Annotated in this window: 15 protein-coding genes; 6 read left to right on the top strand and 9 right to left on the bottom strand. The window is 71.5% G+C overall.

The window, feature by feature from the left end; translation table 11 throughout:
- Nucleotides 1-172: 172 nt before the first annotated feature.
- From rsmG to rpmH, 6 genes are all read right to left on the bottom strand, one after another.
- Nucleotides 173-892 carry a 16S rRNA (guanine(527)-N(7))-methyltransferase RsmG gene (rsmG, locus tag E4623_RS06965; RefSeq protein ID WP_245154949.1) on the bottom strand — a complete coding sequence of 240 codons (720 nt, stop codon included), beginning with the start codon at nt 890-892 and terminating at the stop codon, nt 173-175.
- A 91-nt stretch (nt 893-983) separates the two neighbouring features.
- Nucleotides 984-1,412 (bottom strand): R3H domain-containing nucleic acid-binding protein, encoded by a 429-nt coding sequence (locus E4623_RS06960; protein WP_245155002.1) that lies wholly within the window; start codon nt 1,410-1,412, stop codon nt 984-986.
- 209 nt (nt 1,413-1,621) lie between these two features.
- Nucleotides 1,622-2,776, bottom strand: coding sequence for a membrane protein insertase YidC (gene yidC / locus E4623_RS06955; protein WP_134765810.1), 1,155 nt, complete (start codon nt 2,774-2,776; stop codon nt 1,622-1,624).
- Between the two features lie 6 nt (nt 2,777-2,782).
- Entirely contained in the window at nt 2,783-3,079 is a 297-nt protein-coding gene (gene yidD / locus E4623_RS06950) for a membrane protein insertion efficiency factor YidD (protein WP_134765809.1), read from the bottom strand.
- Nucleotides 3,076-3,453 carry a ribonuclease P protein component gene (gene rnpA / locus E4623_RS06945; protein WP_134765808.1) on the bottom strand — a complete coding sequence of 126 codons (378 nt, stop codon included), beginning with the start codon at nt 3,451-3,453 and terminating at the stop codon, nt 3,076-3,078. Before rnpA ends, yidD (E4623_RS06950) begins: the two co-directional genes overlap by 4 nt.
- A 56-nt stretch (nt 3,454-3,509) precedes the next feature.
- Nucleotides 3,510-3,647, bottom strand: coding sequence for a 50S ribosomal protein L34 (gene rpmH / locus E4623_RS06940; RefSeq protein WP_134765807.1), 138 nt, complete (start codon nt 3,645-3,647; stop codon nt 3,510-3,512).
- A 565-nt stretch (nt 3,648-4,212) separates the two neighbouring features.
- On the opposite strand from rpmH, the gene dnaA reads away from it, so the two are divergent.
- The 3 genes from dnaA (at nt 4,213) to gnd (ending at nt 8,249) form a co-directional block, all read left to right on the top strand.
- Nucleotides 4,213-5,706, top strand: a complete 1,494-nt coding sequence (gene dnaA, locus E4623_RS06935; protein WP_245154948.1) for a chromosomal replication initiator protein DnaA — start codon at nt 4,213-4,215, stop codon at nt 5,704-5,706.
- A gap of 445 nt (nt 5,707-6,151) precedes the next feature.
- Complete coding sequence (gene dnaN / locus E4623_RS06930) at nt 6,152-7,297, top strand: DNA polymerase III subunit beta (protein ID WP_134765806.1); 1,146 nt, start codon at nt 6,152-6,154, stop codon at nt 7,295-7,297.
- A gap of 40 nt (nt 7,298-7,337) precedes the next feature.
- On the top strand, nt 7,338-8,249 hold the full coding sequence (gene gnd, locus E4623_RS06925; RefSeq protein WP_134765805.1) for a phosphogluconate dehydrogenase (NAD(+)-dependent, decarboxylating): 912 nt from the start codon (nt 7,338-7,340) through the stop codon (nt 8,247-8,249).
- Between the two features lie 28 nt (nt 8,250-8,277).
- Here the strand turns inward: gnd and E4623_RS06920 are convergent, their stop codons facing one another.
- Complete coding sequence (locus E4623_RS06920; protein WP_134765804.1) at nt 8,278-8,688, bottom strand: DUF2752 domain-containing protein; 411 nt, start codon at nt 8,686-8,688, stop codon at nt 8,278-8,280.
- Nucleotides 8,669-9,208, bottom strand: a complete 540-nt coding sequence (locus E4623_RS06915) for an NINE protein (protein ID WP_134765803.1) — start codon at nt 9,206-9,208, stop codon at nt 8,669-8,671. Before E4623_RS06915 ends, E4623_RS06920 begins: the two co-directional genes overlap by 20 nt.
- 109 nt (nt 9,209-9,317) lie before the next feature.
- On the opposite strand from E4623_RS06915, the gene recF reads away from it, so the two are divergent.
- Nucleotides 9,318-10,514, top strand: coding sequence for a DNA replication/repair protein RecF (recF, locus tag E4623_RS06910; protein ID WP_134765802.1), 1,197 nt, complete (start codon nt 9,318-9,320; stop codon nt 10,512-10,514).
- Nucleotides 10,501-11,082 (top strand): DciA family protein, encoded by a 582-nt coding sequence (locus E4623_RS06905; RefSeq protein ID WP_134765801.1) that lies wholly within the window; start codon nt 10,501-10,503, stop codon nt 11,080-11,082. The genes recF and E4623_RS06905 overlap by 14 nt, the downstream gene beginning before the upstream one ends.
- 167 nt (nt 11,083-11,249) lie before the next feature.
- Here E4623_RS06905 and yidD (E4623_RS06900) read toward each other — a convergent pair whose 3' ends face one another.
- Complete coding sequence (gene yidD / locus E4623_RS06900; RefSeq protein WP_245154947.1) at nt 11,250-11,669, bottom strand: membrane protein insertion efficiency factor YidD; 420 nt, start codon at nt 11,667-11,669, stop codon at nt 11,250-11,252.
- 480 nt (nt 11,670-12,149) lie between these two features.
- Between yidD (E4623_RS06900) and gyrB the strand changes: the two genes are divergently transcribed.
- Nucleotides 12,150-14,207: a DNA topoisomerase (ATP-hydrolyzing) subunit B gene (gene gyrB, locus E4623_RS06895; RefSeq protein WP_134766407.1), complete on the top strand. Its 2,058-nt coding sequence runs from the start codon at nt 12,150-12,152 to the stop codon at nt 14,205-14,207.
- Nucleotides 14,208-14,292: the final 85 nt, after the last annotated feature.

Here is a 14,292-nt window from a genome sequence, read left to right as displayed (position 1 = left end):
GGGGAGGGGTGTTCGACACTGGTGACTCCGTTTCACGTGAAACACGTCCGGATCGGCTCACTGCCAATGCGGGATCAAGCCTGGGGAAAACTCGGGACTACCTGTGGAAAACTTGCCCTCTCAGGCGGGAACCCACCGGTGGATAACTTCTGCAGGCAGCTCCGGCAGCTGCTCACGACGGACGCCGACGCCCTCCGGCCCTGCCACCGCGCCCCCGAGGACCCGCCGGACGCGACGGGCCCCCGTGGGACCCGCGACCTCCTGCGGAACGACGCGAGGGCGGCCACGATACCGACGCCGGGTCCGCCCACGCGACCCGGACGGCGTGGGTGGTGGACGGGATCAGACCGGCCCCGAGCTCGAGCACCACCGGTGCCGCGCAACGCCAGGCCCGGAGCTCTTCGGCAGCCTCGACGACCTCTGCGCCGACGTTCGAGCCCTTCATCGCCACGAGCGATCCATGTGGTGAGACCAGTGGCATGCTCCAGTCGAGCAGGCGCCCGAGCGGGGCGACCGCACGCGAGGTCACCACGTCGAAGCGCTCCACACCGTGGAGCGCCTCCGCGCGGGCGCGACGCACGGTGACGGCCAGCCCGAGCTCGGCCACCACCTCGTCGAGGAACGTCGTCCGACGCAGCAACGGCTCCACCAGGGTCACGGTCAGGTCGGGCCGAGCGACGGCCAGCACGATCCCCGGCAGTCCGGCACCCGAACCGACATCGCAGACCGCCGCGCCGTCCGGGACCTCCTGGGCCAGCACGGCGCAGTTGAGGAGGTGCCGCTCCCAGAGACGCGGCGCCTCACGGGGACCGATCAGGCCGCGCACCACGCCGTCGGTCGCCAGCAGCTCGGCGAACCGCTCGGCCAGGGACAGGCGATCAGGCGGAAACACCCCCCGGGCCTCGTCCGGCACGGGGGGTGTTTCACGTGAAACGTCGTCCGTCACGCGGGGACCCGGTCACGGAGTCCGCACCTACAGGGGCTCACTGGGGCAGGACGACCACGTAGCGCCGGGGCTCCACGCCCTCGGACTCCGACGTCAGCCCGGCGTCGGCGATGGCGTCGTGCACCACCTTGCGCTCGAACGGCGACATCGGGTCGAGCGAGACCGGGGCTCCGGACTCGCGGACCTGGGTCACGGTCTCGGCGGCCAGCTCCTCCAGCGTCGCGCGCCGCGCGGCGCGGAAGCCGGAGACGTCGAGCATCAGGCGGGAGCGCTCGCCGGTCTCGCGGTACACCGCGAGCCGGGTGAGCTCCTGGAGCGCCTCGAGCACCTCGCCGTTGCGCCCCACGAGCTGCTGGAGCTCGGCACCCACGATCGAGACCGCCGCCCGGTCGCCCTCCACGTCCATGTCGAGGTCGCCGTCGAGGTCGGCGATGTCGAGGAGCTCCTCCAGGTAGTCCGCAGCGATGTCGCCCTCCTGCTCGAGCTGCTCGAGCCGGCCGGACGGCCGAGCGGACGTCGGTCCGTCCTCGACCCCGCTGCTGGGGCCCTGCTCGTCCGGGACCACCTCGCCCGGAACCTGCTCGCCCGGAACCTGCCCGCCCGGAACCTGCTCGCCCGGAACCTGCTCGTCCGGACCCTGCTCGTCGTGCTGGGTCATCTCGGTGTCGGCGCTCATCAGCGGCCTCCCTGCTTCTTCTTCTTGTTCTTGCTGGGAACGCCCGTCCGGCCGCCGGCGGGACGAGTCGCCCCTCCGGTGGTCGGCCCCGGGGACGCCTCGCTCGACTCGGCCGCCCCGGAGGACGGCGTCTTGTCGAGCGACGGGCCCGCGGGGGAGGGGCGCGGGGTCTCGGTGGGGCGGGCGGGACGGGCCGCCGCCTGGCGCTGCGCCTTGGTCTGGCGCCGCGGCTGCTGGCGGACGGCGGGACGCCGCTCCAGCTCGGGCTCCGGCTCGGGCTCGACCTCGCCGGCCGCGATGCCCTTGGCGCGGCCCTTGGCGACGTCACGGTCCTGCTTCGCCTTGAAGGCCGGCGTACCGGGGGCCGGGTTGTTGCGGATCACGTAGAACTGCTGGCCCATCGTCCACAGGTTCGACGTCGTCCAGTAGAGCAGGACGCCGATTGGGAAGGCCACGCCGCTGATGCCGAAGACGAGCGGCAGCACGTAGAGCAGCACCTTCTGCTGCTGGGCGTAGGGGCCGGAGAGAGCGTCGGCCGGCATGTTCTTGCTCATCAGCTGGCGCTGCGTGGTGAAGGTCGTGGCGGTCATCGCGATCACCAGGACGACGGCGACCAGCATCACCGTGACGTCACCGTCGTCACCCCAGACGCGGGCCTGCCAGAACGACTCCTTGATCGGGATGTGACCGAAGATCAGCGAGTCGGCGAAGTCCTTGGCACGAGCGTCGCTCAGGAAGCCGCGGCCCTCCCCGTTCTTCGACGCCTGGTCGAGGATCCGGAACAGCGCGAAGAAGATCGGCATCTGCAGGATGAGCGGGAGGCAGGACGCGAACGGGTTGGTGCCCGCGTCCTTGTAGAGCTTCATCGTCTCCTCGCCCAGCCGCTGCCGGTCGTGGCCGTACTTCTTCTGCAGCTCCTTGACCTTGGGCTGGATCAGCTGCATGTTGCGCTGCGACTTGATCTGCTTGACGAACAGCGGGATCAGCAGCACCCGGATCACCAGGGTCAGGCCGATGATCGACAGCGCCCAGGAGAGCCCGCCCTCGGGGTCCATGAAGGTGCTCAGCAGCTCGTGCCAGGCGAGCATGATGCCGGAGATGGCGTAGTACAGCGGCGTCATGATGAAGCTGCCGATGTCGGAGAGGAAACCCACGGGTACTCAAGCTCCTTGCTGGGAAACGGGCTGGCTGACGGGCTGGTCGGGGGGCAGGACAGACCCGGTGGGGCGCGAGCCCCGGGGCACGCGGGGCGGGACCTTGTCGACCCCGCCGGCCGCCCACGGGTGACAGCGTGCCACCCGGCGCGCAGCCAGCCACGATCCCTTGACGCTGCCGTGCACCTGCACGGCCTCGAGCGCGTAGGCCGAGCACGTGGGGTAGTAGCGGCAGACCTGGCCGTAGAGCGGGCTGATCGCGAACCGGTAGGCCTTCAGCAGGCCGATCAGCACGTACTTCACGAGCCGAACCGCCCCTCGAGGCCGGAGCGGCGCAGGCAGCGCGCCAGGTCGTCGCCCAGCTCGGCGTACGACGCGTCGGCCGCGGCCGGGAGCGCCCGAACCACGAGCAGCGAGGACGACGGCAGCGCGGCCACCCACGACCGGCTCAGGTGCCTGAGCCGCCGCTTCACCCGGTTGCGGACCACGGCGTTCCCGACCGCCTTGCTGACGACGAAGCCGACCCGCGCCGGCGTCCCGGACGCCACGCCCAGCGGCCCCGCACCCTCGTCGACCCAGAGATGGGTGACCAGGTGGGGGCTCGAGGCGCGCCTGCCCCGACGCGACGCGTCGCGGAACGAGGCGGCGTCGGTCAGGCGGTGTGCTGCGGGCAGCACGGCGCCGACAGTGATGGGTCGGCCGGGGCGCTGGAGCGTGGCTGCTGAGCGGAGGCTCAGACGGCCAGGCTCTTGCGCCCCTTGCGGCGGCGGTCCGACAGGATCGCTCGGCCGGCACGGGTGCGCATGCGGAGACGGAACCCGTGCACCTTGTGACGACGACGGTTGTTCGGCTGGTAGGTGCGCTTGCTCACGGCATTCCTTCGTTGATCGGTCCGGGGGTCACACCGGTCGTGTGCTGTGCAAGCCTGACCGCGCGACCACTGCGAGCATCGAGGTGACGCACGAGCGGCCCGCCGTTCGGCTGGCACCGCCCGTCCGCGGAGGTGTGAGCTCCGTGGACATGCGGCACCGGTCGACCCCGGGTGACCAATGAACGGTACGCGTTGGCGCGAGACAGGGTCAAACCGGCGCCGCGAGCCGGCGCGAGTTCTGCACAGGCCCGAGACCGACCCTGTGGACAACAGCTTGCCCGGCTCGCGGCGGGCGGGTTAGTTTCGCGGTGTCCGGGAGTCCCTGCCAACCGCCGACCACGGTCGCCCCCCACCGGAGGTCGATCCGGTCGGAACACCCCGTCGAGGGCCGCTGACCTGCGCAGACATCGCGCGGGCCGAGGTTCCCAGCGTGTTGGACGGCTCTCCGGACGGCGCCCTCCACAGGCCTCGCGCCTGGTTCACATCCTGTGGACAAACCTGTGGATCACGATCTCCAGGGGATCGTGGGCGTATGCACCACCCCGACGAAGCAGGAGCCTCACCCGTGACCGACGACGCGCTCAGCCGCCCCACCGACGGACCCGGGGGCGGGCCCGACCGGCCGGCCGAGGTCCCGGACCTCGACGACGCCTGGCGCTCGGTCGTCGACGACCTCCAGCCCCACCAGCAGGCGTGGTTGCGCGACAGCCAGCCGGTGACCCTGCACGAGAAGACCGCGATCGTCGCGGTGCCCAACGACTTCACCCGCTCCCAGCTCGAGGGCCGGCTGCGCGGTCAGCTGGAGGACGCCCTCACCGATCGGTTCGGCCACGAGATCCGCATCCTCGTGACGGTCAACCCCGAGCTCGGTGACGACACCCTCGACGACAGCCGTCATGGCGTATCGACAAGTGGACATGTCGACATGTCGACACATTCCACGCCGGCCGTCGAGCCGCAGCCACGCGAGCGTGACCGCGACCAGCTCCTCGGCGCCGACCCCAGCAAGGGCTCGGCCCTCGAGACGCGCCTCAACCCCAAGTACACCTTCGAGACCTTCGTCATCGGATCGTCCAACCGGTTCCCGCACGCCGCCGCCGTCGCCGTCGCCGAGGCGCCCGGCAAGGCCTACAACCCGCTGCTCGTCTACGGCGACTCCGGTCTGGGGAAGACCCACCTCCTGCACGCGATCGGGCACTACGTGCGCAGCCTCTACACCGGCGCCAAGGTGCGCTACGTGTCGAGCGAGGAGTTCACCAACGAGTTCATCAACGCGATCCGCGACGACCGCCAGGACCGGTTCAAGCGTCGCTACCGCGAGGTCGACGTCCTGCTCATCGACGACATCCAGTTCCTGGAGGGCAAGACCCAGACGCAGGAGGAGTTCTTCCACACCTTCAACACCCTGCACAACGCCAACAAACAGATCGTGCTGACCTCGGACCGAGCACCCAAGCGGCTCGAGGCGCTCGAGGACCGGCTGCGCAACCGGTTCGAGTGGGGCCTCATCACCGACGTCCAGCCGCCCGACCTCGAGACGCGGATCGCGATCCTGCGCAAGAAGGCGGCGATGGACCGGCTCACCGCCCCGCCCGACGTGCTCGAGTTCATCGCCTCGAAGATCCAGACCAACATCCGCGAGCTCGAGGGCGCCCTCATCCGGGTCACGGCCTTCGCCAACCTCAACCGCCAGGAGGTCGACATGACCCTGGCCGAGATCGTCCTGAAGGACCTGATCCCCGAGGGCGGCGAGCCCGAGATCACCGCGCCCCTCATCATCGCCCAGACCGCGGCGTACTTCGGCCTCGACATCGCCGAGCTCACCGGACCGAGCCGCGGGCGGCACCTGGTCATCGCGCGCCAGATCGCGATGTACCTGTGCCGCGAGCTCACCGACCTGTCGCTGCCGAAGATCGGCGCCCAGTTCGGCAACCGCGACCACACCACCGTCATGTACGCCGAGCGCAAGATCAACCAGCTGCTCGGCGAGCGTCGCGCGGTCTTCAACCAGGTCAGCGAGCTCACCAACCGGGTCAAGATGCAGGCCCGTCAGTCCTGAGGCCCCCGTCGTGCGCGGGTCCCGGACCGGCGGTCGGTTCGTGTCGTCCGCCTGTGGACGAACCTCCGGCGAGGGTCCGAACTACACGGGGAGGATCTGTGGATGACTGTGGACGAGGTCGGGCACGACCCGCGCCGGTGCACAGCCCCCGACGCTGGTCGCACACCCTTCTCCACAGCCCCTGTGGAGGACGTTCATGCCTGACGACCTGCGACGACGTGGTTCATCCACAGATCCCACAGCTCCTACGACTGCTACGAGCCCATCTACGCATCGATCATCGGTCGTACTCCATCCGGCCCACCCCCTGTGGACGACGGGGCACGCGTGGCAGGATGCGAACCCCGAACGCAGGCCACCCACCCGGCCCGCGGCACCACGGACTGCCTGACCGACCGGCCGGATCGCCGGTCGACCCACCGCGAACACCTCGAAGGACCCTGACGTGAAGTTCCGAGTCGAACGCGACGTGCTCGCCGATGCCGTCGCCTGGGCTGCCCGCAGCCTCCCGGTCCGTCCCAGTGCCCCGGTCCTCGCCGGCCTGCTCATCGAGGCCACCGACGACGGGCTCGTCCTGTCGACGTTCGACTACGAGACGTCGGCCCGCGCGACGTTGCGCGCCGACGTCCAGGACGAGGGCAAGGCGCTGGTCAGCGGCCGCCTCCTCGCCGACATCTGCCGCAGCCTCCCGGCCAAGCCGGTCGAGATGGTGATCGACGGGACCCGGGTCTCGCTCACGTGCGGCTCGGCCCGCTTCAGCCTCCAGACCATGCCGGTCGAGGACTACCCGACCATCCCCGACATGCCGCAGGCCACGGGCACCGTGCAGAGCGACGTCTTCGCGCACGCCGTCGCCCAGGCCGTGACCGCCGCCGGACGCGACGACATGCTGCCCGTGCTCACCGGCGTCCGGGTGGAGATCGACGGCTCCACCATCTCCTTGCTGGCCACCGACCGGTTCCGTCTCTCGCACCGCGAGCTCGGTTGGGACCCGCGGACGCCGGACGAGTCGGTCGCCGCGCTGGTGCCGGCCAAGGTGCTCGGCGACACCGCCAAGTCGCTCACCTCCGGTAGCGAGGTCACCATCGCCCTGTCGAACAGCGGCACGGGCGAGGGCCTGATCGGCTTCGAGGGCGTCGGACCCGGCGGGGTGCGCCGCACGACGACGCGCCTCCTCGACGGCGAGTTCCCCAAGGTGCGCAGCCTGTTCCCCAACGAGAAGCTCACGACCGCGCAGGTCGACAAGGCCGCGCTGATCGAGACCGTGAAGCGGGTGGCGCTCGTCGCCGAGCGCAACACCGCCGTCCAGCTGAAGTTCGGCGACGGCGTCCTCACCCTCGACGCCGGATCGGGCGACGAGGCGCAGGCCTCGGAGTCGATCCCGGCGACGATCCAGGGCGAGGAGCTCACCACGGGCTTCAACCCGCAGTTCCTGCTCGACGGCCTGGGCGCCATCGACCAGGCGGTCGTCGAGCTCGCCTTCACCCAGGCGTCCAAGCCGGTCGTCATCAGCGGCCTGGTCCCCGACGGCGACGAGAGCAACGACCCCGGGTTCCGCTACCTGCTGATGCCGCGCCGACTGCTCTCCTGACCCACCCCTGACCGCCTGAACCCCGACCTCGGAGGCTTGCATGCACATCGGACTCGTCGGACTCGGCAAGATGGGTGGCAACATGCGCACCCGGATGCGCGACGCCGGTCTCACCGTGGTCGGCTACGACCGCAACCCCGACCTCGCCGACGTCGACAGCCTGGCTGCCCTCGTCGAGGCGCTGCCCGCCGACGGTCCCCGGGTGGTCTGGGTGATGGTGCCGGCCGGTGACCCGACGCGCTCGACGATCGCCGAGCTCGGGGGCCTGCTGACCGAGGGCGACCTCGTCGTCGACGGTGGCAACTCGAGGTGGACCGACGACCAGGCGAACGCGGAGATGCTGTCCGCGACCGGCATCGGGTTCGTCGACTGCGGCGTCTCCGGCGGCGTGTGGGGCCTGAAGAACGGCTACGCCCTGATGGTCGGCGGCGCGGCTGCCGACGTCGCGAAGGTCCAGCCGGCCCTCGACGCGCTCAAGCCCGCCGACGGCGGCTACGTGCACGCGGGCCGCAAGCCCGGCGCGGGCCACTTCGCCAAGATGGTCCACAACGGCATCGAGTACGCGATGATGCAGGCCTACGCCGAGGGCTGGGAGCTGCTCGAGGCGGTCGACCTCGTCGAGGACGTCCCCGCGGTGTTCGACTCCTGGCGCACCGGCACCGTGATCCGCTCCTGGCTGCTGGACCTGCTCACCGCCGCCATCGACGAGGACGAGCACCTCGAGCAGCTGCGCGGCTACGCCGACGACTCGGGCGAGGGACGCTGGACCGTGCAGGCCGCCATCGACAACGCGGTCCCGATGCACGTGATCGCCGCGTCGCTGTTCGCGCGCTTCACCTCGCGCCAGGACGACAGCCCGGCGATGAAGGCCGTCGCCGCGATGCGCAACCAGTTCGGCGGCCACGCCGTGCACACCGCCCCGCCGCCGGGCGGCGACGCCGACCACGGCTGACCGGGCCGGCCCAGCCCCGCGGCGGGTCTCAGGCGGTCATCCGGACGACGCCGAACACCAGCCAGACCGCGAGCACGACCAGGACGGTGGGCCTGCGGAGCCAGGTATCGAGCCGTGGCGGGGCCTGGCCGCGCATGCGGGCCCGGACGACGCCGACCACGAGCACGACGAGGGCCGCGACCAGGACGATCCCGAACGGGTTCATCGACCACGCCCCGGCGAGGTCACCGTGCGCCAGGTCGACCCAGGACCGGGTCAGCCCGCAGCCGGGGCACGGGAGACCGGTCACCCGGCGGAACGGGCAGATGACCGGACCGTCGTCGACGCCGCTCGGGCTCAGGACGAAGCTGGCGCCGAGCGCCACGAGACCCCCGGCCGCGACCCACTCGGAGCCGGCGACCGGGAGCCGGGATCGGCGCTCAGGCGAGCGGGCGTCCATCGGAGTCGGTGATCTTGCGCATCGCGACGAGGACGATGTCGATGATCGACCAGATGCCGCAGCCGCCGAGGGTGACGAGCTTGGCGATGCCGAGGCCGATGTGGCCGAGGTAGAACCGGTCGACGCCGAGGCCGCCGAGGAGCACCGAGAGCAGCAGGGTGGTCAGCCACTCCTTCTGCGAGAACAGGCCGGGCACCTGCTTGGCCGGGAACCAGTTCTGGTTCTGCTGGGTGCGGACCATGGTCTCGCCCTTGATGCTGCCGCCGGTCGCCATCTGCGCGAGCTGGTTGATGTCGAGCGGGCCCTGCTCGCCGCCCATGGCGGAGATGAAGAACGGCCCGGTGGGGCCGCCCTGGCCGGCGTACCCGGGCTGGGGCTGTCCGTAGCCCTGCTGGGGCTGGCCGTAGGGGGTGGGCTGCTGGCCGTACTGGCCCTGCGGCGGGGCCTGCGGCGGCGGCTGGGGCTGGCCGTAGGGGTTGCTGTTCTCAGGGGGCTGCTTCGCGAGCGGGTCTTCGGTCATGGCCGAAGACTACGGACCGTAGGCTCTCGGTGGAGCAGCACGACCACGTGCCGCGCGAGAACCAGGGTCGAACCGGGGTCGACCCGGTGGGCGGGAACGGAGCGACGGGGTGCACGTCTCCCACCTGGCGCTCCACAACTTCCGCTCCTACACGCTCGTGGACGTGCCGCTCGGTCCCGGCGTGACGGCGTTCGTCGGGCGAAACGGGCAGGGCAAGACCAACCTGGTCGAGGCGATCGACTACCTCTCGCGCCTCTCGTCGCACCGGGTCTCGAGCGACGCGCCGCTGATCAGGGCGGGGGCTCCCCAGGCGGTGGTGCGCGCGGCGGTCGTCAAGGACGGCCGCACGGCGGTGCTCGAGGTCGAGCTCAACCCGGGCCGGGCCAACAAGGCGCGGATCAACAAGTCGCCGCTGCCGCGGGTGCGCGACCTGGTCGGGCTGGTGCGCACGGTCGTCTTCTCCCCCGAGGACCTCACCCTGGTCAAGGGAGACCCCGGCGACCGGCGCCGGTTCCTCGACGACCTGCTGGTGCTCCGCGCCCCCCGGCTGAGCGGGACCCTCTCCGACCTCGACCGGATCCTCAAGCAGCGCGCCACCCTCCTCAAGACCGCCGGCCACGCCCGGCGCGGCTCCAGCAGCCAGGACGCCGCCCTGTCGACCCTCGACGTGTGGGACGCCCACCTGGCCCGCGCCGGCGCCGAGCTGCTCGCCGAGCGGATCGCCCTGGTCGAGCTGCTGCGCCCCTACGTCGGCGCCGCCTACGCCACCGTCGCGCGCGGCGCGACCCGCGAGGACGCCGACATCGCCTACCGCTCGTCGTTCGAGCTCCCCGGTTCGGTCGTGGCCTCCCCGCACGCCCCCGACCGCGGCGACCTGACCGAGGCACTGCTCGCCGAGCTCGGACGCCGTCGCAACGACGAGCTGGACCGCGGCGTCTGCCTCGTCGGACCGCACCGCGACGACCTCCTGCTGTCGCTCGGGCTCTCCCACACCGGCTCGTCCGACGCCGCCGGAACCCGGCTGCCGGTCAAGGGCTACGCCTCGCACGGGGAGAGCTGGTCCTTCGCGCTGGCGCTCCGGCTGGCGGCCTACGACCTGCTGCGCGCCGACGGCGACGACCCGATCCTCATCCTCGACGACGTGTTCGCCGAGCTCGACTCCGAGCGGCGGGCCCAGCTGGCGGCCCTCGTCGCGGACGCCGAGCAGGTGCTGGTCACCGCCGCCGTCCCCGAGGACGTGCCGGCCGTGCTGGCCGGCGTCCGCTACCTGGTCGGCGGGGGTGAGGTGACCCGTGAGCCCGACTGACGACGACGACACCGCCGCCGCCGACCAGACGGACGGACCGGCCGCCGCGCCCCGCGACGACGACGGCCTCGACCTCGCCCGCCAGATCACCCGCGCCACCGCGGGGACGACGCCGGCCGCCCGCCGCAGGCGCCGGCAGCGTCCGGTCCAGGGCAGCACGCCGACCGACGACCGCCGCCGCGGCCGGCTCTCCGGGGCACACCCGGACGAGCGCGACCCGCAGCTGCTCGAGGGCGAGGTCGCCCGCCTGGTCGGCCGCGGCGGTTGGGAGCTCCCGCTGCGGATGCGCGGCGTCTTCGCCCGGTGGCCCGACCTGGTCGGCGACGACGTCGCCGCGCACTGCACGCCGGAGTCGTTCAACGACGGGGTCCTGGTGGTCCGCACCGACTCCACGGCCTGGGCGACCCAGCTCAAGCTGCTCACCCCGACCGTCCTCGGCCGGCTCAACGCCGACCTGGGCCCGGGCACGGTGCGGGTGCTGGAGGTGCTCGGTCCGCACCTGCCGACCTGGAAGAAGGGCCGGCGCTCGACCCGCGACGGTCGCGGGCCCCGCGACACCTACGGCTGAGCGGCGGTCGTGCGGGTGCCGGCGCCGGCTCTCCGTGGTGGCCGGACGAGTGCAATTGCCGCGGGATGGTCAACGCGGCGGCCCGAGACCGGCCAATTCGCGGCAATTGCGCGGCTGGGGCACCGGAGAGACCAGCCTCCGCACGCGCCGGCCGGACCGGGCCGGTCTCAGCGGCGCGAGGGGACCGGGTCGAGGGTGACGTCGGCCCGGCCGCAGCGCCGCAGCCGCCGGGCGATCAACCAGGTGCCACGCAGCAGCCCGTGCGCGGACAGCGCCTGCAGTCCGTAGCGCGAGCAGGTCGGCGTCATCCGGCAGACCGGGCGGGCGCGGCGGGCGGAGACGTGGAGCTGGTAGGACCGCACCAGGCGCGCAGCCCCCCGGCCACCGGACCGGGCCGGGCGCACGATGTACGGGTCGACGGCGCCGGCGCCGAAGGAGCCGAGCAGCACCCGCGCCAGGAGCAGCGGAGATAGCAGGAACAGGTCGCAGCCGCACTCGCCGCAGGCGTCGAGCCCGTCGCACCCGCCCTTCCTGCGGCGACGGCGCTCGGCGCGCCAGTGCTGGAAGCGGCGGTACGGCGTGGACACATCTGCCTCCGGGCGGGGGAGTGGGCGCGACGCGGTGATCATGCACCGTCGCGCCGGAGTTCACACCCCGGGTGCGGCCCGGGAGTCCCGGGACCGACGTGGACGCCGTGCAGCCGATCTGAGGGGCCGGACTCCGTACCGGGACCAGGACACCCCCCTCCGGGGCCGTCCAGGACCCGTTCACGGGCCGCAGAGGGCCGCTTCTGCACCCGGCCGGGCCCCCGCCCCGGGCGGCGCGCGTGAATTGCGGCCCGTGGAGCGGTAGCATGGGGCCCGAGGTCGCCCGCACTCCGGTCCCGCCATCTCGGACCTGCGTGCCGCGACCTTCGTCATGTCTGCTCAACCCTCCGGAGAGGCCCGCGCGTGTCTGACCAGTCTGTGCCCGAGACCAGCCCCGAGACGACTCCCGAGACCGGTCCGGAGGCCGGGGCCGACGTAGTCCGGGCACCGGTCGAGCCGGAGGACACCGCCGCACCCGGCTTGCGCAGCTCGACCGTCGACGCCGAGTACGGCGCCTCCTCGATCCAGGTGCTCGAGGGTCTGGAGGCCGTGCGCAAGCGGCCCGGCATGTACATCGGCTCCACCGGCGAGCGCGGCCTGCACCACCTGATCTGGGAGGTCGTCGACAACGCCGTCGACGAGTCGCTCGCCGGGCACTGCGACCGCATCGTGCTGACCCTGCTCGCCGACGGCGGCATCCGGGTCGAGGACAACGGCCGCGGCATCCCGACCGACACCGCGCCCGGCCAGGAGCTGCCGGCGCTCACGCTCGCCCTGACCGTCCTGCACGCGGGTGGCAAGTTCGGCGGCGGCGGCTACAAGGTCTCCGGCGGACTGCACGGCGTCGGCATCTCGGTGGTCAACGCGCTGTCGTCGCGGGTGATCGCGGAGGTCAAGAACCGCGGACGCAAGTGGCGCCAGGAGTTCGAGGTCGGCGACCCCGCGACGAGCCTCGACCAGGTCGGCACGATGGCCGAGGGCGAGCGCACCGGCACCACGATCACGTTCTACCCCTCGCCCGACATCTTCGAGACCACGACGTTCTCGCTGGAGACCATCACCAGCCGGATCCGCGAGATGGCCTTCCTGAACAAGGGCCTGGAGATCGTCGTGCGCGACGAGCGGGTCGGGGCGGACGCCGTCGCCGAGGCCGTCGCCGACGACACGGTCGACAACGACCTCGACTCCGCCGGTCACGACGCGCTCGGCGCGGGGGCCGACGGCGGCACCGAGCAGGTCTTCAAGTACGACCGCGGCCTGGTCGACTACGTCGAGCACCTCAACCGCGCCAAGACCCCCGCCAACCCGAGCGTCATCGCCTTCGAGGCCGAGACCCCGGACTCCAGCGACAACCACATGTCGTTGGAGGTGGCGATGCAGTGGAACACGACCTACACCGAGTCGGTCCACACCTTCGCCAACACCATCAACACCCACGAGGGCGGCACCCACGAGGAGGGCTTCCGCGCGGCGCTCACCTCGCTGATCAACAACGCCGGTGCCGAGTGGGGCCTGATGAAGAAGCCCGAGGACCGCGTCTCGGGCGACGACATCCGCGAGGGCCTGACCGCGATCATCTCGATCAAGCTGGGTGAGCCGCAGTTCGAGGGCCAGACGAAGACCAAGCTCGGCAACACCGAGGCCAAGGGCTTCACCCAGCGCATCGTCAACGACCAGCTGAAGATGTGGCTCGAGCAGAACCCGGCGGAGGGCAAGGACATCGTCCGCAAGGCCCAGGCCGCGGCGCAGGCGCGGCAGGCCGCGAAGAAGGCGCGCGAGCTGGCCCGGTCCCGCAAGGGGCTGCTCGGTGGGGGTGGGCTGCCCGGCAAGCTGTCGGACTGCCAGTCCAACCGGCCCGAGGAGTGCGAGGTCTTCATCGTCGAGGGCGACTCGGCCGGCGGCTCGGCCCGCCAGGGCCGCGACCCGCGCATCCAGGCGATCCTCCCGATCCGCGGCAAGATCCTCAACGTCGAGAAGGCGCGGATCGACAAGGTGCTCGGCAACACCGAGGTGCAGTCGATCATCTCCGCCCTGGGCACGGGCATCCAGGAGGAGTACAACGTCGACAAGCTGCGCTACCACAAGGTCGTGCTGATGGCCGACGCCGACGTCGACGGCCACCACATCAACACCCTGCTGCTGACGCTGCTGTTCCGCTTCATGCGCCCGCTGATCGAGGGCGGCTACGTCTACATGGCCCAGCCGCCCCTGTACCGGCTGCGCTGGAACAAGCCGGCCGAGCACGAGTTCGTCTACTCCGACGCCGAGCGCGACGCGCTGCTGCGCGACGGCGTGGAGGCCGGCAAGAAGCTGCCCCGCGAGAACCCGGTGCAGCGCTACAAGGGCCTCGGCGAGATGAACGCCAAGGAGCTGTGGGAGACCACGATGGACCCCGAGCAGCGCCTGATGCTCCAGGTCACCCTCGACGACGCCGCGCACGCCGACGAGATCTTCTCGATCCTGATGGGCGAGGACGTCGAGCAGCGCCGCTCCTTCATCCAGCGCAACGCCAAGGACGTCCGATTCCTCGATATCTAGGGTTCTAAGAACCGTCCTAGACATCGGTAGAACAGATCAGAGAGACGAAGACACGTGACCGAGACCCCCACTGACGGCGGCACTC

Source organism: Nocardioides sp. 1609 (genome assembly GCF_004522105.1).
In the GTDB taxonomy this organism is placed as follows: domain Bacteria; phylum Actinomycetota; class Actinomycetes; order Propionibacteriales; family Nocardioidaceae; genus Nocardioides.
This window is presented reverse-complemented; position numbering and strand designations above follow the sequence as displayed.

Coding starts and splice junctions, on each gene's coding strand:
- gnd (WP_134765805.1), top strand. CDS start 7,338: ATGCACATCGGACTCGTCGGACTCGGCAAGATGGGTGGCAACATGCGC.
- E4623_RS06920 (WP_134765804.1), bottom strand. CDS start 8,688: ATGGACGCCCGCTCGCCTGAGCGCCGATCCCGGCTCCCGGTCGCCGGC.
- E4623_RS06915 (WP_134765803.1), bottom strand. CDS start 9,208: ATGACCGAAGACCCGCTCGCGAAGCAGCCCCCTGAGAACAGCAACCCC.